The sequence below is a fragment of the Nocardia sp. NPDC005746 genome (assembly GCF_040630785.1).
Taxonomy (GTDB): Bacteria; Actinomycetota; Actinomycetes; order Mycobacteriales; family Mycobacteriaceae; genus Nocardia.
In genome coordinates, this window is the sequence record NZ_JBEXYE010000006.1 from 344723 (window position 1) to 362979 (window position 18257).

16 protein-coding genes and 1 pseudogene are annotated in these 18257 nt (G+C 70.7%); 6 read left to right on the forward strand and 11 right to left on the reverse strand.

All coding sequences use genetic code 11. From position 1 onward, the window contains the following. Positions 1-157 precede the first annotated feature (157 nt). Positions 158-1609 (forward strand): NAD-dependent succinate-semialdehyde dehydrogenase, encoded by a 1452-nt coding sequence (locus ABZ412_RS14780; RefSeq protein ID WP_357280717.1) that lies wholly within the window; start codon positions 158-160, stop codon positions 1607-1609. A gap of 210 nt (positions 1610-1819) precedes the next feature. Here ABZ412_RS14780 and ABZ412_RS14785 read toward each other — a convergent pair whose 3' ends face one another. Beyond that, positions 1820-2128, reverse strand: coding sequence for a chorismate mutase (locus tag ABZ412_RS14785; RefSeq protein ID WP_357091322.1), 309 nt, complete (start codon positions 2126-2128; stop codon positions 1820-1822). Between the two features lie 364 nt (positions 2129-2492). Between ABZ412_RS14785 and pcrA the strand changes: the two genes are divergently transcribed. Then, a complete protein-coding gene (gene pcrA / locus ABZ412_RS14790; protein ID WP_357280719.1) occupies positions 2493-4970 on the forward strand; it encodes a DNA helicase PcrA in 2478 nt (825 codons plus the stop codon). On the opposite strand, the gene ABZ412_RS14795 is transcribed toward pcrA, so the two are convergent. Both ABZ412_RS14795 and ABZ412_RS14800 read right to left on the reverse strand, forming a co-directional pair. Next, positions 4971-5207 carry a hypothetical protein gene (locus tag ABZ412_RS14795; RefSeq protein WP_357280722.1) on the reverse strand — a complete coding sequence of 79 codons (237 nt, stop codon included), beginning with the start codon at positions 5205-5207 and terminating at the stop codon, positions 4971-4973. A gap of 161 nt (positions 5208-5368) precedes the next feature. Further along, positions 5369-6751, reverse strand: coding sequence for a DUF1731 domain-containing protein (locus ABZ412_RS14800; protein ID WP_357280724.1), 1383 nt, complete (start codon positions 6749-6751; stop codon positions 5369-5371). 125 nt (positions 6752-6876) lie between these two features. Here ABZ412_RS14800 and ABZ412_RS14805 point away from each other — a divergent pair, with 125 nt between their 5' ends. After that, positions 6877-7068 carry a DNA-binding protein gene (locus ABZ412_RS14805; protein WP_357280727.1) on the forward strand — a complete coding sequence of 64 codons (192 nt, stop codon included), beginning with the start codon at positions 6877-6879 and terminating at the stop codon, positions 7066-7068. 4 nt (positions 7069-7072) lie between these two features. Here the strand turns inward: ABZ412_RS14805 and ABZ412_RS14810 are convergent, their stop codons facing one another. Together ABZ412_RS14810 and ABZ412_RS14815 are read right to left on the reverse strand one after the other, a co-directional pair. Continuing rightward, positions 7073-8695 (reverse strand): acyl-CoA dehydrogenase family protein, encoded by a 1623-nt coding sequence (locus ABZ412_RS14810; protein WP_357280730.1) that lies wholly within the window; start codon positions 8693-8695, stop codon positions 7073-7075. A 12-nt stretch (positions 8696-8707) separates the two neighbouring features. Beyond that, positions 8708-9337 (reverse strand): TetR/AcrR family transcriptional regulator, encoded by a 630-nt coding sequence (locus ABZ412_RS14815; protein ID WP_357280733.1) that lies wholly within the window; start codon positions 9335-9337, stop codon positions 8708-8710. Between the two features lie 65 nt (positions 9338-9402). On the opposite strand from ABZ412_RS14815, the gene ABZ412_RS14820 reads away from it, so the two are divergent. Both ABZ412_RS14820 and ABZ412_RS14825 read left to right on the forward strand, forming a co-directional pair. After that, positions 9403-10164 carry a crotonase/enoyl-CoA hydratase family protein gene (locus tag ABZ412_RS14820; RefSeq protein ID WP_357280735.1) on the forward strand — a complete coding sequence of 254 codons (762 nt, stop codon included), beginning with the start codon at positions 9403-9405 and terminating at the stop codon, positions 10162-10164. A 151-nt stretch (positions 10165-10315) separates the two neighbouring features. Continuing rightward, the gene (locus ABZ412_RS14825; RefSeq protein WP_357280737.1) at positions 10316-11566 is read left to right on the forward strand and encodes a hypothetical protein; all 1251 of its coding nucleotides are present in this window, start codon (positions 10316-10318) and stop codon (positions 11564-11566) included. Between the two features lie 6 nt (positions 11567-11572). Here ABZ412_RS14825 and ABZ412_RS14830 read toward each other — a convergent pair whose 3' ends face one another. The 4 genes from ABZ412_RS14830 to ABZ412_RS14845 all read right to left on the reverse strand — a co-directional run bounded on the left by ABZ412_RS14830 (position 11573) and on the right by ABZ412_RS14845 (position 15887). After that, on the reverse strand, positions 11573-13186 hold the full coding sequence (locus tag ABZ412_RS14830) for a carboxylesterase/lipase family protein (RefSeq protein ID WP_357280740.1): 1614 nt from the start codon (positions 13184-13186) through the stop codon (positions 11573-11575). Between the two features lie 332 nt (positions 13187-13518). Then, the gene (locus tag ABZ412_RS14835; RefSeq protein ID WP_357280742.1) at positions 13519-13764 is read right to left on the reverse strand and encodes a DUF2630 family protein; all 246 of its coding nucleotides are present in this window, start codon (positions 13762-13764) and stop codon (positions 13519-13521) included. Continuing rightward, the gene (locus ABZ412_RS14840) at positions 13761-15161 is read right to left on the reverse strand and encodes a PLP-dependent aminotransferase family protein (RefSeq protein WP_357280745.1); all 1401 of its coding nucleotides are present in this window, start codon (positions 15159-15161) and stop codon (positions 13761-13763) included. Before ABZ412_RS14840 ends, ABZ412_RS14835 begins: the two co-directional genes overlap by 4 nt. A 33-nt stretch (positions 15162-15194) precedes the next feature. After that, entirely contained in the window at positions 15195-15887 is a 693-nt protein-coding gene (locus ABZ412_RS14845; protein WP_357280748.1) for a DUF4184 family protein, read from the reverse strand. Between the two features lie 77 nt (positions 15888-15964). On the opposite strand from ABZ412_RS14845, the gene ABZ412_RS14850 reads away from it, so the two are divergent. Then, positions 15965-16651, forward strand: coding sequence for a pyridoxamine 5'-phosphate oxidase family protein (locus tag ABZ412_RS14850; protein ID WP_357280750.1), 687 nt, complete (start codon positions 15965-15967; stop codon positions 16649-16651). A 5-nt stretch (positions 16652-16656) separates the two neighbouring features. Here ABZ412_RS14850 and ABZ412_RS14855 read toward each other — a convergent pair whose 3' ends face one another. Then, entirely contained in the window at positions 16657-17523 is an 867-nt protein-coding gene (locus ABZ412_RS14855; RefSeq protein ID WP_357280753.1) for a DNA-formamidopyrimidine glycosylase family protein, read from the reverse strand. A gap of 116 nt (positions 17524-17639) precedes the next feature. Next, positions 17640-18207 (reverse strand): annotated as a pseudogene (locus ABZ412_RS14860) (AMP-dependent synthetase); the annotation flags it as partial. Positions 18208-18257 lie beyond the last annotated feature (50 nt).

Below are 18257 nucleotides of genomic sequence, written 5' to 3' on the forward strand. Positions count from 1 at the left end.
ATTTGCCCTCCGCTTCGCTACGGGCGGGTTCGCGGCCCCGAGGTCTCGATTCTTCCCTCCTCCGCTCCTCCGCTTCGCTCCCCCGCTCCGTCGGTCCAGAATCGAGACGGCCGCGAACCTGCGGGCGAGGCTGTCCACACGGTCCTACGCTGAGGACATGGTGTCTGAGACTGAGCTTCTTTCCTCCATTCCCACACAGCTCTGGATCGGGGGGCCGGTGGATGCCACCGGCGGCGCGACCTTTCCCGTCCACAATCCGGCCACCGGCGAGATCATCGCCCAGGTGGCCGACGCGACCCCCGAGGACGCTGTGCGCGCTCTCGACGCGGCGGCCGCGGTGCAGGCCGAGTGGGCCGCGACCCCGGCTCGCGAGCGCGGGGAGATCCTGCGCGAGGTCTTCGAGGCGATCACCGCGCGGGCCGACGAGTTCGCTCTGCTGATGACCCTGGAAATGGGTAAAGCCCTGCCGGAGAGCCGCAATGAGGTCCGCTACGGCGCCGAGTTCTTCCGCTGGTTCTCCGAGGAGGCGGTCCGGGTGCACGGCCGCTACCAGGCCGCCCCGGGCGGGACCGGGCGAATCCTGGTGCACAAGCAGCCCGTCGGGCCGTGCCTGGCCATCACGCCGTGGAACTTCCCGCTGGCCATGGGAACTCGCAAGATCGGCCCGGCGCTGGCGGCGGGCTGCACCATGATCGTGAAACCGGCGGGCGAGACCCCGCTGACCATGCTGCTGCTGGCTCAGCTGTGCAGTGAGGCCGGGCTGCCGGACGGCGTGCTGTCGGTGATCACCACCTCGCGGTCGGGCGCGGTCACCGCTCCCCTGCTGAACGACCCGCGCCTGCGCAAGCTGACCTTCACCGGGTCCACCCCGGTCGGCAAGAAGCTGGTCGAGCAGTCGGCGCACGGTCTGTTGCGCACCTCCATGGAGCTGGGCGGCAATGCCCCCTTCGTGGTCTTCGACGACGCCGACCTGGACGCGGCCGTGCAGGGCGCGGTGCTGGCCAAACTGCGCAACGGCGGTGAGGCGTGCACCGCGGCCAACCGTTTCCACGTCCAGAATTCGGTTCGCCAGGAATTCACCGACAAACTGGTGGCGGCCATGGCCGAATACCGGCTGGGCAATGGCGTTGACCCGGACACCACCCTGGGCCCGCTGATCAACGAGAACCAGCTCGACACCGTGAGCGACCTGGTGGACGACGCGGTGTCGGCGGGCGCGCAGGTGAAGCTGGGGGGCAAGGCCCCGGGCGGGGCGGGCTGGTTCTACCCGGCCACCGTGCTCACCGACATTCCGTCCCAGGCCCGCATCCTGCGGGAGGAGGTGTTCGGCCCGGTCGCCCCGATCGTCGGTTTCGACACCGAGGCCGAGGGCCTGGCGGCTGCGAACAACACCGAATTCGGCCTGGTCGCATACGTTTACACGCGCAGCCTGGACCGGGCGCTGCGGGTCGCCGAGGGCCTGGAGACCGGCATGGTCGGCGTCAACCGCGGTGTCATCTCCGACCCGGCCGCGCCCTTCGGCGGCGTGAAGGAATCCGGCTTCGGCCGGGAGGGCGGCTACGAGGGCATCGAGGAGTACCTCGACATCAAGTACATCGCCCTGCCCTAGGAAGACGAAGAACCGCCCCGGGGTAAAGACACCCGGGGCGGCCTGGGGGTGCTGCATCCGTGGCTCCGCATGCAGCGTGGCTTGTGTGCCCGCGATTCGCGACGCACCGCCTGTTGTATCGAGTCGGGCGGCGCTCAGCGTTAACGGACCTTCCCGAGTCGGAAGGGTCCGGGGTCTCAGGGGTGAAGCCCCTGAGAGTTACGAGAGTTGTCAATGCCCGAGCCGACCGCGGCCCAGACGCAGCAGGAGCATGGCGAGGGTGTGCCCCTCCTGGCCCAGCTCGCTGAATCGCTCGAGTACCTTCATCTCGCGGGAGTGGACGAGCTTGGGCCCGCCGTTCGCCATTCTGGTCCGTCCGATAATGCGCGAGACCTCGGTGCGGCGCTTGATGGCCGCGAGGATCTCGGCGTCCAGCTTGTCGATCTCCAGACGCAGCTTTTCGATCTCCGCTTCGGAGGGCAGCGGGGCGGAGTCCGAGCCGGTGGCAGACTCGGAATGTCCCGTCGTCGAGATGCTCATACTTTCAACTCCTCGTGGTCCAGAACGTGGATCGGCGGGTGGACCCAACCTGTTACCGATCGGTTCTTCACCAAGAATCTGACCTGTCGGCCATACATTGTCCCCCCTGGAAAATCATTGTCTCCCGGGGATCGGGCTCAGGTGCGATACACATTGGGTGCACAGGCGTGTCGCACCGCCGTCGAGCCGGTCATGGGACGAGTCTGCCACGGAGAGGTACCCATGCAAAACGGGTACGTTTGTGAATCTCCTGAGTTTCCTCCTGTCACACGGTTCACCAGAAGTTCGCCGGACCGGCACTAATCGGACACCTGTGCGATCCCGCCCGACGCCTGTCGGTGCGCGCCGGTAGCGTGGATGGGCGATGAATACGACGGTGGCACAGGACGAGCAGAAGCCCCAGCAAGCGCGGGGTGGCGGAGCGTTGCTCGAAGGGTTGAATCCACAACAGCGCGCCGCGGTGATGCACACCGGCACCCCGCTGCTGATCGTGGCCGGGGCCGGTTCTGGAAAGACCGCGGTCCTGACCCGTCGTATCGCCTATCTCCTCGACGCCCGCGGGGTGCGGCCGAGCGAGATCCTGGCCATCACCTTCACCAACAAGGCCGCCGCCGAGATGCGTGAACGCGTCGCCGGGCTGGTCGGACCGCGCGCGGCCGGTATGTGGGTGTCGACGTTCCACTCCTCCTGCGTGCGCATCCTGCGCACCCAGGCGTCGCTGCTGACGGGGATGAACTCCAACTTCTCCATCTACGACGCCGACGACTCCCGGCGGCTGCTGGGCATGATCATCCGCGATTTCGAGATCGACCCGAAGAAGTACACGCCGCGCCTGCTGGCCACCGCCATCTCGAACCTCAAGAACGAGCTCATCGACGCCGCCCAGGCCGCGGCCGACGCCGAGACCGAGGAGGCCGAGCTACCGCGCATCGTGGCCCGGGTCTACGGCGAGTACCAGCGGCGGTTGCGCGCGGCCAATGCCTTCGACTTCGACGATCTGATCGGCGAGACGGTGTCGGTGCTGCAGCGGCATCCGCAGGTGGCCGAGTACTACCGCCGCCGCTTCCGGCACGTGCTGGTCGACGAGTACCAGGACACCAACCACGCCCAGTACGTGCTGGTGCGCGAGCTGGTCGGCCATCACCGCGGCGGGGTGTGGGGCGACGACCCGGACACCGGCTCCGAGCATCGGGTGCCGCCGTCGGAACTGTGCGTGGTGGGTGACGCGGACCAGTCGATCTACGCCTTCCGCGGCGCGACCATCCGCAATATCGAGGAGTTCGAGCGCGATTTCCCGGACGCGGAAACCATTCTGCTGGAACAGAACTACCGTTCCACCCAGCACATCCTGACCGCCGCCAACGCGGTCATCGCCCGCAATGAGGGCCGCCGCGACAAGAAGCTGTGGACCGATCAGGGCGACGGCGATCTGATCGTCGGGTATGTGGCCGACAACGAGCACGACGAGGCCTCGTTCGTGGCCCGCGAGATCGACCGGCTGGTGGATCAGGGCGACGCCAACTACGCGGATGTGGCGGTCTTCTACCGCACCAACAACAATTCGCGCGCCCTGGAGGAGATCTTCATCCGGATGGGCCTGCCCTACAAGGTGGTCGGCGGCGTCCGCTTCTACGAACGCAAGGAGGTCCGCGACATCGTGGCCTACCTGCGGGTGCTGGAGAATCCGGACGACGCGGTGAGCCTGCGCCGGGTGCTCAACACCCCGCGCCGCGGTATCGGCGAGCGCGCGGAGGCGTGCGTGGCCGTGCACGCCGAGCAGCGGAACATCGGTTTCGCGCAGGCGCTGCGGGATGCGGCCGCCGGCAAGGTCGCGCTGCTCAATTCCCGGTCTCAGAAGGCGATTTCGGGGTTCCTGGAGCTGCTGGAGGAGATCCGGGCCGCCGGAGCGCAGGCCGATATGGACTTCCCCGATGTGGGTTCGATCGTCGAGGCCGTGCTGGATCGCACCGGGTACCGGGCCGAGCTGGAGGCCTCCGACGATCCGCAGGACGGCGCGCGGCTGGACAACCTCAACGAATTGGTCAGCGTCGCACGGGAATTCAGCTCCGAGGCACGCAACAACGTGGAGGCCGCGCGCGACGAGGGCCTGGTGCCCGAGCAGGCCGAGGGTGAGCCGGAGCCGGGGTCGCTGGCGGCGTTCCTGGAGCGGGTCTCACTGGTGGCCGACGCCGACCAGATCCCGGAAGAGGGTTCGGGCGTGGTCACCATGATGACCCTGCACACCGCCAAGGGCCTGGAGTTCCCGGTGGTGTTCGTGACCGGCTGGGAGGATGGCCAGTTCCCGCACATGCGCGCACTGGGCGATCCGGCGGAGTTGCAGGAGGAGCGCCGGCTGGCCTACGTCGGCATCACCCGCGCCCGCAAGCGCCTGTACCTGACCCGCGCGGTGGTGCGTTCGGGCTGGGGGCAGCCGGTGTCGAATCCGGAATCCCGCTTCCTGCAGGAGATTCCGGGCCATCTGATGGATTGGCAGCGGCTGGAGCCGACGCCCTCGCAGTCGCAGTCGCGCGGCTTCCGCCGCCGCGGCGAGGACGACGGCCTGGAACGGGATTGGACGCGCGGCGACAGCTGGTCGGACTCTCGTCCCGGTCTGCGCGGTCGCGGCGAGGGTCGGCCCGCTCCGGCGGCGGCCGGGGTGAAGCGCAACAACACCGGCCTGGTGCTGGCGGTCGGCGATCGCGTCAATGACGACAAGTACGGTCTGGGCCGGGTCATCGCGGCGGAGGGTTTCGGCGCGCTGGCCACCGTCACCATCGACTTCGGCACCGCGGGCAAGATCCGGCTGATCCCGTCCTACAGCCGGACCCTGACCAAGCTCTGATCAGCCGAGGCGGCTGAGGACGTCGTAGGCGCGCGCGGCGTCCTCGGGAAACACCAGAATCCGGAAGTGGTCCTTCAGGTTCCGCCACCGGTGGATGCGCGCCGGCCCCAGCGTGGCCCGCACCCCATGGCTGTTCAACAGTTGCCGCACCTGCCGTGCGGACTGCATGTCGTACGCGGTGGCGGCGGCCACCAGCAGCCCGTATTCGCCGTCGCCGGTGCGTGCCCGGAGTTTCATACTCGACTCCCGTTGTCCTGCTTCGCTTTCAGCACCATCAGCTGCGCGCGCTCCCCATGATGACTCGAGGCGCCGAGCACCCCGCGCTCGGCATGGATCCGCCGCAGTGGGAGCGGCCTCGCGGACAGGACACGCAGGCGGATGTGGGCCCGGGCTGCCGGCTACCGCGGGAGCAGGTTCGAGAGGGCCTCGTCGAGGGTTGGGTAGCGGAATCGGAAGCCGTTGTGTCGCAGCACTTCCGAGGTGGCGTGGCGGCCGGTGAGGCCGAGCGCGGGATCTGTGCGCAGCAGGACCGCGCCGACGGTGAGGGCGGCGGCGGGGGTGGGTGGCGACCAGGGGCGGCGCAGCTGCCTGCGCAGGGTGGCCATCAGTTCCTTGTTACGGACGGGGAAGTCGGTGGCGGCGACGAGGACGCCGCTGGGCAGGGCGACGCGTGGATCCAGGCCGAGGCTCGCGCGCACGATGGCCAGCCAGTCCTCGAAGTGGATCCAGCTGAACCATTGCCGGCCGTCGCCGACGCTGCCGCCCAGTCCCAGCTTGGTCAGCTGGGCCAGCCGTTTCAGGGCGGGCGCGTCCGGGTCCAGCACGATCGAGGTGCGCAGGATGGTCCAGTGGGCGGCGTTGGCCCCGTCGAAGGCGGCCTCCCAGGGTGCGGCCACGCCGGTCATCTGCGGCAGGCCGGGTTCGGGCAGCGGGGTGCCCTCGACGCAGCGGGTCTCCCCGGCGTCGGACCAGATGGCGGTGGTACTGGCCTGGATCCAGTAGTCGAGCGGCCGGTCCAGGGTCTTCGACGCCTCCACCAGCGCCCGGGTCGAATCGACGCGGCTGCGGCGCAGTTCGGCGATATTGGCGGGGGTGGGACGACAGTCGACGAGCTTGCCCGCGAGGTTGATCACCGCGGTGCGCCCCGGGTTGCGCAGGGCATCGGCCCACGCCCCGACACCGTGGCCGTCCCATTCGTATTGCGGGTAAGGCAGTTCCGGCAGGGTGCGCCGAGTGAGGATGACCACCCGCTGGCCGCGGCAGGCGAGATCGGCGGCCAGGATGCGGCCCAGCGCGCCGGTGCCGCCGGCGATCACGACGGTCAGCGCGTCCTCGGCCGGGCGCAGTCCGGCCAACTGGGCCAGGCGGGTGAAGCCGGTGTGGGTGTCGGTCTCCAGCAGGTTGCCCACGATCGTGCGCATGGCCGACGCCGAGACGCCGCTGAAGGTCAGCTGCCGGGTGAGTTCGGTGCCGCCGTCGCGCGGGGTCAGCACCCAGCGCAGCCGCATGGTCCCCGCGGGTTCGGGCTGCTCGATGGTGATTTCGCGATCGGGCACGAAGGTCGACAGCACGAACGGTTTCGCCAGCCGCCCGTGCACCGCCCCGGTGACGCGCCCGCGCGGCAGGTAGTCGCCGGTGACGCCCGCGGCGGGCGCGCCGTGCAGGGTCAGCGCGGTGACGGCGGGATTCCATTCGGGCAGCCGGGCCGGATCCCCGAGCACCGTCCACAGCTGCCGCGGCGGCAGGTCGATCCACTGGGTGTACGTCGTCGTACGAGGCATGCTTCGACGCTATGCCCGCGGCAGCGCACCGGGAAGCGTGGCCTTCGTCGCAACGCCGGACGAATGTTCGCGGGCCCGGCAGCGGGTCGCCGGACGGGCCCGCCGTCGCGGCCTAGGCTCGGGCCATGAGCGATCCGATCTGGCCGCACGGCGTCTCCGCTCCGGCGGCGCGGGCTCTGGCCTCCGCCGGATACCAGAGCCTGGACCAGCTGGCCGGGGTGCCGGAACGCGACCTGCTCGCCCTGCACGGCATGGGGCCGAAGGCGATTCGGGTGTTGCGCGAGGCCCTGGTCGCCCAGGGCCTCGACTTCGGCTGAGCGGTCAGTCCACGTAGCCGCGCTGGATGATCGATTCGACGTCCACGCCCCCGGGCAGGGTGCCGAACGCGATGCCCCAGTCGCCGCCGAACCTGGTCTCGCAGAAGGCGTCCGCGACGGCCGGGTGACCGTGCCGCACCAGCTGCGCACCCTGCAGCACCAGCGCCATCAGCTCGACCACGCGGCGGGCCCGGTATTCGATGTCGGCGAAGTCGGTGAGCTCCTTGCCGATTCGGTCGATCGCCTCGTCCAGGTGGCGGTTGCCGCCGCGAGCCAGGTTGACCTCGTTGAAGAACGCCTCGACGGTCTCGGGCTGACGGCCCATGGCGCGCAACGCGTCCAGCGCCGCCACATTGCCCGAGCCCTCCCAGATCGACATGAGCGGGGCTTCCCGGTAGAGCCGCGGCATGCCGGATTCCTCGGCGTATCCATTGCCGCCGAAGCATTCCAGCGCCTCGGCCGCGTGCGCGGGGGCCCGCTTGCACACCCAGTACTTGGTGACCGCCAGCGCGATGCGGCGCAGTGCGGCCTCGGCCGGATCGGAGTCGGCGCGGTCGGTGGCGCCGGCCAGGCGCATCATGACGGTGGTGGCGGCGTCGGATTCGATCACCAGGTCCGCCAGCACGTTTCGCATGGCGGGCTGGTCGATGAGCTTCTTGCCGAACACCTCCCGGTGGCGGGCGTGGTGGGTGGCGAAGACGACCCCGGCGCGCATGCCGGTGGCCGAGCCGATCACGCAGTCCAGGCGGGTCATGTTGACCATCTCGATGATGGTCTTGACGCCCGCGCCCTCCGCGCCGACCAGCCAGCCGATGGCGTTCTCGTACTCGAGTTCGGAGGAGGCGTTGGACTTGTTGCCCAGCTTGTCCTTCAGCCGCTGGATGCGCAGCGCGTTGCGGGTGCCGTCGGGCAGCACCCGGGGCAGCAGGAAGCAGGACAGGCCGCCGGGAGCCTGGGCCAGGGTGAGGAACAGGTCGCCCATGGGGTGCGAGGTGAACCACTTGTGGCCGACGATGCGGTAGCTGCCGTCGCTCAGCGGGGTGGCGGTGGTGGTGTTGGCGCGGACGTCGGAGCCGCCCTGCTTCTCGGTCATGGACATGCCCGCGATGAGACCGGCCTTGGTGGACGGCTCGCGCAGGCCGAAATCGTAAGTGCGCGAGGCGAGCAACGGCTCGTACTCGGCGGCCAATTCCGGATTGTGGCGCAGCGCGGGCACCACCGCGTAGGTCATGGAGATCGGGCACATGTGCCCGGCGTCGGCGATGCCCCAGGTGAAGAACTTGGCGGCGCGGGCGGTGTGCGCGCCCGGCCGGTCGTCGCGCCACGGCGCGCCGTGCAGGCCGTGGGTGACCGCGACATCCATCAGGTTGTGCCAGTACGGGTGGAATTCCACCTCGTCGATGCGGTGGCCGTAGCGGTCGTGGGTGTGCAGGACCGGCGGGTACTCGTTGGCGATCCGGCCCCACTCCTGGGCCTCGATCCCGCCCGCGAGCACGCCCAGTTCCCGCACCTCGGCCTCGGCCCAGCCCGCGCCCTCCCGGTGCAGGCCCTCGATCAGCGCGGGGTTGCGGGAGTTGTCGAACGGGGAGATGGGCGGCACCTGGTTGAAGACGTCGTGGGTGTGCATGACGGGTGACTCCTATTCGTGGGGGACGCCGTGGGCTTCGGCGGGGACGCCGAGGGCGCGCAGGGCGAAGGCGACCAGTTCCGGCAGCACCGACTCGCTCTGGAGCTGCTGGGAGAGCGGGCCGACCAGCACCTCGCCGATCGCGCCGACCAGCGCGGTGGCGGAGGTCGCCGGATCCTGAGGCGGCAGTTGGCCATTGGCGATGCCGTCGGCGATGGCGGCCACGTAGGTCTCGGCGAAGGCCCGGCGGAAGCGCAGGCGCTCGGCGTCGACGGCGGTGTCCACGGGCTCGGCGAGCAGCACGTAGGCGAGTTTGGGGTTCTTGAGGGCGCGGCCCGCGAAGGTCTCGACGGCCGCGGTGACCCGGTCGGAGGCGGTGCGGCCGGCCCCCGCCGCGCCCGCTTCGGCGACGGCGTCGACCTCGCGGGTGACGACTTCGCGGAAGACGGCGGTGACGAGTTCGGACTTGCCGCTGAAGTTCTTGTAGACGGTGCCGGTGGCGACCCCGGCCTCGGCGGCGACGGCGGCCATGGACAGTCCGGCGAAGCCGTCGCGGGAGAGGACGGTCATGGCCGCGCGCACGATCGATCCCGCCTGAGCGTCCAGTCTGGCCTGGACAGCGGGTGTTCTCCGATAGGCCATGCAAGAAGTGAACCACCGATTCATTTCTTGACGCAACCCCCGGTTTACGGCGTAACGTCGGCTTCGTGACAGTACGAGTGGAGCGCAACGGTCCCGTCTACACCGTGATCCTGCACCGCCCCGGAGCCCGCAACGCGGTGGACGGACCCACCGCGAAAGCCCTGGCCGACGCCTTCCGCGACTTCGACGCCGACCCCACCGCCGCGGTCGCCGTGCTGTGGGGCGACGGCGGCACCTTCTGCGCCGGCGCCGACCTCAAGGCGCTGGGCACCGAACGCTCCAACCAGGTCACCGAGGACGGCGACGGGCCCATGGGCCCCACCCGCATGAAACTGTCCAAGCCGGTCATCGCCGCGGTCTCCGGCTACGCGGTCGCGGGCGGCATCGAGCTGGCGCTGTGGTGCGATCTGCGAATCGCGGAGCAGGACAGCACCTTCGGCGTCTTCTGCCGCCGCTGGGGCGTGCCGCTCATCGACGGCGGCACGGTACGGCTGCCGCGCGTCATCGGCGAGGGCCGCGCCATGGATCTGATCCTCACCGGCCGCGCGGTCGGGGCCACCGAGGCGCTGCAGATCGGCCTGGTGAACCGGGTGGTGCCGAACGGCGAATCCCGGCGCGCCGCCGAGGAACTCGCACTCGAGCTGGCGGCGCTGCCGCAGACCTGCCTGCGCTCGGACCGGATGTCGGTGCTGGAGCAGGACGGACTCGAGGAGCCGGCGGCGATCTCCAACGAACTGCGGCACGGCATGAAGGCGCTGATGGACGGCGCGCTCGACGGCGCCCAGCGTTTCGCCGCCGGCGCGGGGCGGCACGGCGACAGCGCGTAGTCAGCGCAGCCGAAGCGCGGAGAGGCGCCGACGGAGCGGACCGCGCGAGCGGCGGGGCGACAGCCCGACTCGGCACGGCGTGCCCGCCTCGCGGAAGCCCCGTATACGCCCGGCAGCGCACTGCCGGACCGATCGGTACGCTAACCGTTCGATGAATCGGCTGAGCGTGCTGGACGAGATCTTCCTGCGGTCACATCGGGGTCTGGGCACCCCGATCGTCCTGCAGGGACTCTGGCGTACCGCCGAACCCGTGCACCCGGCCCTGCTGTGGCGGGTGCACCGCGATCTGCGCACCGGGCCGCTGGGCCGGCGCGTGGTCCGCTCCCGGGTGCCCGGGGCGCGGCCGCGCTGGCAGCCCAACGAATCCGCCTACCCGTTCACCATGACCAGCGAGCCGATCCCGGTCGCCGCGATCCTGGAGTGGGCCGACCGGCAGGGCGAGGACCTGAACCCGGAGACCGGGCCCGGCTGGCGGCTCTCGGCGGCGCGGCTCGACGACGGCGGCTGCCTGGTCGCGCTGACCTGCTCGCACGCCCTGGCCGACGGGCGGGCACTGACCCTGGCCATCGACAACGCGCTGTCGGGCATTCCGCTCGCGGCTCCCGTTGCGGGGCATTCGGATTGGGCCGACGCGCGCGGCATGTGGGCGACCGTGCTGGGCGGAACCGCTCGCGCGCTGCGCCGCGGCATCCCGGCGCGACCGGTCCCGAACGCCGACCGCAACACGGTATCGGGCGGCAGGAAATCCGGTGACCGACCGGCCACCCGCGCGACCGTACTGCAGATTCCGGCCCGCGACTGGAATCGCGTCGCCGTCGCACACGCGGGGACGGCCAACAGCCTGTTCGTGTACGTGATCGCGAAAATGCTGTGGGCCGGCGGATTCCAGCCCGACACCATCGCGGCGAGCCTTCCCGTCGACACCCGCGACGAACCGCGCGTGGACAACGACATGTCCATGACCGAGATCGCCATCACCCGCGACGACACCCCGGCGTCCTTGCGGCAGCAGGCCCGCCGGGCCTACGAGCACCGCATGACCAGCCCCGGCGGCATTCCCGAGGAACTGCTCCAGGTCATCCCCGACCGCTGGGCGTACCGGCTGGCCAAGGGCGCGGGCGAGCGGGACATCCTGTGCTCCAATATCGGCAATCTGCCCGAATCGCTGCTGGCGCTGGGGCCGCATGCCTGCACCGGGGTGGCGGCGCGCGCCATCCACCCCGGGTTACGGCTCGACGCCCTGCCCCGCACCCGGCTGTCCGGGTATCTGACCCGGATCGCCGACACCTACACGCTGTCGCTGGTGAGCCTGGACCCCGACGCCGTCCCCACGGCCGCGGCGCTCACGGCGCTGGCCGACTCGGAACTGTCCGCGCTCGGCCTGCCGTACACCCGGTGGTGACGCCGCTCAGGTGAGCGCCGGAATCCGGACCCCTTGCCAGGCCAGGCGTTTGGTGCGGTCCGGGTCGAATTCGACCCGGCTCGGTGCGTCGATGATGAGGGTGGCGCGCTGGTCCTCGGTGTAGGCGGGCCAGGCCGGGAGCGGGGCGCCGGTGCGGGCGAAGGACAGCCAATTGTCCTGGAACTGCTTGGACACCGACCGGAATCCGCTGTGCCCGCCCAGTGCGGTCATGGCCCGCCCGATGCCCGTGTCGACCGCGCCGAACACGGGGATCAAATCGAGGGCGTGGGTCGCGCCGAACCCGCTCACCTGGACTGCGCGCGGGGCGAAGTCGTATCGGTAGGCGTAGGTCGGCGCGAACCGGCTGTGCGCCTCCATGACCCGGACCGAGGGCCGCCAGAAGGTGAAGTCGCCGCCCATCCGGACGGCGGCCTTCTTGCCCGGGAAGCCGGGATAGGCGGCGGCGACCCGGGATTCGACGGCCGCGCCGTAGTCGGACAGTGCGTCGTGCAGGCGTTCCTCCGAGGTCGGCATGGTCCGGCCGAGTTTGGTGAAGATGGGGCCCTCACCGTCGGCCTCGAGGGCCTGGTCGACGTGGCGCAGCAGCCAGCGCATGCGGTCGGGGGTGGTGGGCAGGGTGTCGTCGAGACGCACGAACAGGGTGGCCTCGTCGCGGTTGGTGCCGAGGATCAGTGGCACCCGGTGCGCGGTGCCGTTGGCGAACGCGGCGACCGGTGCGGCGGGCAGGAATTCGCCGTCCACCACCGGGGCGACCGGGAACAGGCCCGGCTGCTCGTGCATGACCCGGGCCAGCGCGCGGTCGACGCCCTTGCGGATGGCATTGGCCCCGGCGGTGCTCAGGGCCTTGGCGGCGTCGGCGGGGTCGATGCCGAGTTCGTCGAGGCAGCGGCGGGCGAAGAGGCGGGCCTCGGCCTGGCTCGGCGCCCAGTCGGCGGGCGCGCTCTGCGCGATGCCGCGATGGAACAGCCCGGCCGCGGCGGGGGTCGCCATGAGCGACAGCACCGCGTGCGCGCCCGCGGATTCGCCGAAGATGGTGACGTTGCCGGGGTCACCACCGAAGGCCGCGATATTGCGCTGCACCCATTCCAGGGCCGCGACCTGGTCCCGCAGACCCAGATTGGAGTCGAATTGCCGGTCGGGCGTGGAGTATTCACCGAAATCGACGTACCCGAACGCGCCCAGCCGGTAGTTGACCGACACGACGATGACATCGCCGCGGACGGCCAGCCGTGCGCCGGAATACAGTCGCAGCGCGGAGGTTCCGATCATGTAGCCGCCGCCGTGGATGAACACCATCACCGGGCGCGGTGTGCCCGACGGCGAGTTCGGCGCCGCCACATTCAGCGTGAGGCAGTCCTCCCCTGTCGCCTGTGCTTGCCGTGGCCCGATCCGCGCACCGTCACGGTGTTGCATTGCGGCGTAGCCGAAGTCGGTCGCGTCCCGCACCCCGGTCCAGGGCCGCACCGGCTGCGGCGCCCGAAAGCGCAAGTCGCCGACCGCCGGCGCGGCGAAGGGAATGGACCGCCAGCGTGAGACGCGGCGGCCCCGGATTCCGCGAACCACACCGTCCGCGGTCGTGATATCTGTGGTTGCCACCATTCGAAAAGCGTAGACCCAACGCTTGGGCGCTCCCAGGGGCTACGCGTCGGGACCCCCACATTTGGCGACTCCCGCCACCCCCGAGGCGCGCGGCGCCCCCTGCGGGGGCCGCGGCTCCAGCCACTGCGGGACGGAGGCTCCGCTTGTCCACGGTGGACGGCTACCGCTACTCCGTGACGGAGGGTCCCGCCTTCTGTCCGAGGGCGGACGACACCGGCCGGTTCACGAGGCCGGGACACGCCTTGCAGGCGGCGCGCGGCGAGGTCACGGGCCGGTCCGGACCGGACACGGGTCCAGGGCCGCTCTCGAGCTGCCGGAGGCGCGGGACTCCGCTACTGGAGGTAGCCCTCGACCTGGCGGGCGGAGTTGGGCTGGGCCTCGTCGGGGTTGCGGCCCTGGTCGAGGCGGGCGCGGCGCTGGCGGAGCAGGTCCCAGCACTGGTCGAGCTGGACCTCGATCTCGGCGAGCTGGCGGCGTTCGGCCTCCGGGTCGAGTTCGCCGCCGGTGGTCTGGGCGCGCAACTCGTGCTCACGATCCACGAGTTCCTTGATACGAGCGTGGATGTCCTTTTCGGTCATGCGGTCCACTGTACGACCCGGGCCAGCGCGTTTCCGGCCAACCGGACCGCGCCGGGCAGGTCCGCCGCGGGCAGGGCGGCGTATCCGAGGGCTATGCCGAAGGTGTGCCGGGGCCCGACGTGGTGGCGGGCCAGGCCGTCGAGGTAGACGCCGTGCGCACGGGACGCGGCGATCGCGCGATCCTCCTGCTCCGCGCTCGCGAGGGGGACGTAGACGTGCGAACCCGCGTCGTCGCCGCGCACCTCCAGACCGTCGCGGCGCAGTTCCTCCAGGACGAGCGCGCGGCGGGCGGGCATGTCGCGGCGCAGGCGGCGCAGATGCCGGGCGAGGTCTCCCGCGCGGGCGAGTTCGGCCACCACCTGCTGTCCGGCGGGCGAGGGGCTGGCGCCGGTGAGTTCGCGGTGGGCGAGCACGGCCTCGGTGACGGCGGGATCAGCCACCAGCCAGCCGGTTCCGAGCGTCGGGGTGAGGATCTTGCTGGTGGTGCCGAGGTGTACGACCACGTCCGGGGCGAGGGTGGCCAGCAGGGGCAGCGGCGCGGTGTCGTACCGCAATTCGCCGTCGTAGTCGTCCTCGATCACCAGGGCTCCGGTGCGGCGCGCGAATTCGATGAGCTGTACCCGCCGGGCCGCGGGCATGCGCGCGCCGAGCGGAAACTGGTGCGCTGGAGTGCAATACACCATGCGCGCGTGCTCGGGGAGCAGCTCGACGCGCAGCCCGCCGGCGTCGACCGGCACCGGCACCAGGCGCGCGCCCGCCGCCCGGAACGCGCCGCCCGCCCGCTGATACCCCGGATCCTCGATCGCCACCACATCGCCGGGCCGCAGCAGCGCGGCCGCGAGTTCGCCTGCCGCCGCGCTGGTTCCGGCGGTGGCGAGCACGGTCGCCCCGCTGCCCGCACCCAATCCTCGATGCCGCAGCAGGTGCTCCACCACGGCTTCGCGATACGCGGCCTCCCCCCGCCGATCCCGCCGGATCACCGGCGTCCGATCCGACGCGGCCCGCCACGCGCGACGCCACGCCGCAGCATCGATGGCCTCGATCGACGGCGCTCCCGCCCCCAGATCCAGCAGCCCGGCCAGCGGATCGACCCGCTGCGGCCCATCGGCCTGCGCGTCCACCCGCGGCGGCGTGGCCGTCAGATACGTCCCCGACCCGTGCCGGCCGTCCAGCCACCCCTCCGCGTGCAACTGGTCATAGGCGGCGGTCACCACCGTCCGGCTCACCCCCAACCGAGCAGCCAACTCCCGCGAGGACGGCAGCCGATCACCCCCGGGCAGCGCCCCGCTGGTCGCGGCCCGCCGCAGCCCATCGGCCACCTGCACGGCCAGCGGCTCCCGTCCCTCCCGCTCGATGGCGAACGGCAGATCATCGTCAACCAGGCGATTCCCCCGCAAGTGGCCTCCTGATATCTCGGCGAACAGTAGATATCAGGATGCCACTCGACACCTCAGGACCTGCGAGCCGACGGCGTAGAGAACGAACACCGCACCGGCGCTGGTGATCGCGTAGATCGTCATGTGCCGGACGCAGTCGTAGAGGCTCACGCCCGCGATCGGATCGGTGCGGGCGTAGAGGGCCGCGACCGCCGCGACCACGACCAGCGCGGCCAGGAGCCGGCCACGCCGGGGATCCGGGTCGACGGGCCGCGCCCCGCGGTACCAGGCGATCACATACCCCGCGAGCAGCAGCATGCCACCGACGGACGAGACGTACCCGATCACGTTGTACACCCGATGCGGCCCGATCACCGCCGCCCGCAACACTTCCCAATGCAGTACCGCGATACCGCCGGTGTGGGTGAACTCGTCCCACGCCAGGTGTGTCATCGCGCCGACCATCAGGGCCGCGACCGCCGCCACCGCCCCCGGCCGACTCCCGCCGATCGCCTTGCCGAGCATCCCCTGCACCGCCCCGCGTAGTCCCCAGCCGACCGCGACCAGGATCGTCCCCAGCAGTGCGTCCACCGGCAGCCCCCACGGCGCATGCGTCACCGAACCGTCCACACCCGTCCACAGGTAGTAGGGCAGGTCCGGCGCGATGCTCCCGGCGATCAGCCCGGGAAACCACAAGACCCGCCGCAAGGGCAACACGGCCGCCGGATGCGCCAGCGTGAACGGCACGAACCCCCCAAGTGGTCTGTGGATCTTCCGAAGAATTGGCTATTCAACAATGCCAATTCCCGGCCGAAACTGGTCATATGAGTGAGACAGCGACGACCCGGACCTCATTGTCACCCACCCCGCGCAGCAGCCTCACCCGGTCCAAGGAGCGGGGCAGTACCGACCGCGCCGACCTGGACGCCATTCTCGACACGGGCCTGCTCTGCCACCTCGGTGTTCTGCTGCACGGCGCCCCGGTGGTCATCCCCACCATCTACGGCCGCGACGGCGACACCCTCTATCTGCACGGCTCCACCGGCGCCGGCAACCTGCGCGCCGCCATGACCGGCGACGTCTCCCTGACCGTCACCCACGTCGACGGCATCGTCTACGCCCGCTCCGCCATGCACTTCTCCATGAACTACCGATCGGCCGTAATCCACGCCCGGCCAACCGAACTCACCGACCCGGAAGAACGCATGCACGCCCTCCGCGTCATCGTCGACCAGGCCGCCCCCGGCGCGTGGGACTCGGTGCGCTCCCCTGACAAGAAGGAGATGGCCGCGACCCTGGTCCTGGCCGTCGACCTCACCGAGGCCTCGGTCAAGATCCGCACCGGCGGCCCCCGCGACACCCCCGAGGACATCGCCGCCGGCGGCGTCTGGGCAGGCGTCCTCCCCCTCCGCCAGGTCTTCGACGCCCCGATTCCCGCCGCCGATCTAGAAGCGGGAGTGGAGATTCCGGCGCATGTACTGGACCGCTGCACCGAGACGGCGGCGGTCTAGCCCCGCTACTTCAGCAGGCGGGACATGCGGCGGTCGGCGAGGATCTTGCCGGAGGTCTGGCAGGTGGGGCAGTACTGGAAGGACTTGTCGGCGTAGGAGACTTCGCGGACGGTGTCGCCGCAGACCGGGCAGGGGAGGCCGGTGCGGGCGTGGACCTGGAAGCCGGAGCGTTTCTCGCCCTTGAGGCGGGCGGCGTCCTGGCCTACCGAGCGCAGGATCGCGTCGGAGAGGGTGGCGCGCATGGCGGAGTAGAGGGCGGTCAGCTGCCGGGGGTTGAGGGTGCCGGAGTTGGCGAAGGGGGAGATCTTTGCGGTGTGCAGGATTTCGTCGGAGTAGGCGTTGCCGATGCCCGCCATGAGGGTTTGATCGGTGAGGGCGTTCTTGACCCGCTGGGAGGTGCCGCCGAGGATCTCGGCGAATTCGGGTTCGCTCACCGCGAGGGCATCCGGTCCCAGGCGGGCGATGCCGGGCACCGAGAGCGGGTCGGCCGTAATCCACACGGCGAGCCGTTTCTTGGTGCCCGCCTCGGTGAGATCGAAGGCGGGGGTGGCCCCTTCGGGGGTGAAGAAGTGCACGCGCAGGGCGAGCGGACCTTTGCCGGGCTTGGGTGGATTGGCTCCCGGCTCGTCGATCCACCGCAGCCAGCCGCCCCGGGACAGGTGCGTGATCAACCACAGCCCGTCGCAATCCATTCCGAGGTGTTTGCCCCAGTGCCCCACCCCGGTGACATCGCGCCCCGGCAGCGCCGTCACCGGCGGATCGAAGGTCTTGAGCACGCTCAGCGCGGCCACGTCTACCCGGCCGACCACCGCCCCCACCGCATGCTCGGCCAGAAACTGCTCGAGCGCCACTATCTCCGGTAGTTCGGGCAACGGATCTCCTCCAATCCCCGAGGCATCCATCCGGGCCTGCCGACCCGGATGATCGCCTCCCACCCTAGCCGTCCCCGCCGACACCCCCGGGATTCAGCGCGGCCAGCGGTTCGCCCTCAATCGCGGAACCGCTGCCGCAGCAGGTAGCGCTGGACCTTGCCGCTCGGGGTCTTGGGGAGTTCGGGGGACGTAGTGGATGCGGCGGGGGTAGACGTGGGCGGCCAGTTTCCGTTTGACCAGGTGCTGGAGGTCGGTGGTGAGGGTGTCGTCGGGGTCGATTCCGGGGGTGACGACCGCGACCGCGATGAGCACCTCGCCGCGCAGTTCGGCGGGGACACCGATGACCGCGGCCTCGGAGATCGAATCAGGCTCGGTGAGAACGCTTTCCACCTCGAACGGGCCGATGCGGTAGCCCACCATCAGGATGACGTCGTCGTCACGCGAAGCGAACGTGAGGTAGCCGTCGGCGTCGCGGGAGGCGACGTCGCCGGTGAGGTACCCCCGGCCGTCGGCGGTGAACCGGGCGGCGCCGGCCTCGGGGGCGTCGCGGTACTCACGGAACAGCAGCAGTGGACTGGAGGTCGCGATGGCCACCCGGCCGGGCTGCCCGACGGGCGCCGGATCGTCGGAGTCCAGGCCGAGGATCTCGGCGGTATAGCCGGGCATGGTGTGACCCATGGACCCGATCTTGATGTCGGCCACGCTCCGCCGGTAAGAGTCGGCAGCCGCGCGCC

Bases quoted from the DNA above. Each gene is read 5' to 3' on its own strand.
- ABZ412_RS14780 (WP_357280717.1), top strand. From the start codon at position 158: ATGGTGTCTGAGACTGAGCTTCTTTCCTCCATTCCCACACAGCTCTGG.
- ABZ412_RS14785 (WP_357091322.1), bottom strand. From the start codon at position 2,128: ATGAGCATCTCGACGACGGGACATTCCGAGTCTGCCACCGGCTCGGAC.
- pcrA (WP_357280719.1), top strand. From the start codon at position 2,493: ATGAATACGACGGTGGCACAGGACGAGCAGAAGCCCCAGCAAGCGCGG.
- ABZ412_RS14795 (WP_357280722.1), bottom strand. From the start codon at position 5,207: ATGAAACTCCGGGCACGCACCGGCGACGGCGAATACGGGCTGCTGGTG.
- ABZ412_RS14800 (WP_357280724.1), bottom strand. From the start codon at position 6,751: ATGCCTCGTACGACGACGTACACCCAGTGGATCGACCTGCCGCCGCGG.
- ABZ412_RS14805 (WP_357280727.1), top strand. From the start codon at position 6,877: ATGAGCGATCCGATCTGGCCGCACGGCGTCTCCGCTCCGGCGGCGCGG.
- ABZ412_RS14810 (WP_357280730.1), bottom strand. From the start codon at position 8,695: ATGCACACCCACGACGTCTTCAACCAGGTGCCGCCCATCTCCCCGTTC.
- ABZ412_RS14815 (WP_357280733.1), bottom strand. From the start codon at position 9,337: ATGGCCTATCGGAGAACACCCGCTGTCCAGGCCAGACTGGACGCTCAG.
- ABZ412_RS14825 (WP_357280737.1), top strand. From the start codon at position 10,316: ATGAATCGGCTGAGCGTGCTGGACGAGATCTTCCTGCGGTCACATCGG.
- ABZ412_RS14830 (WP_357280740.1), bottom strand. From the start codon at position 13,186: ATGGTGGCAACCACAGATATCACGACCGCGGACGGTGTGGTTCGCGGA.
- ABZ412_RS14835 (WP_357280742.1), bottom strand. From the start codon at position 13,764: ATGACCGAAAAGGACATCCACGCTCGTATCAAGGAACTCGTGGATCGT.
- ABZ412_RS14850 (WP_357280750.1), top strand. From the start codon at position 15,965: ATGAGTGAGACAGCGACGACCCGGACCTCATTGTCACCCACCCCGCGC.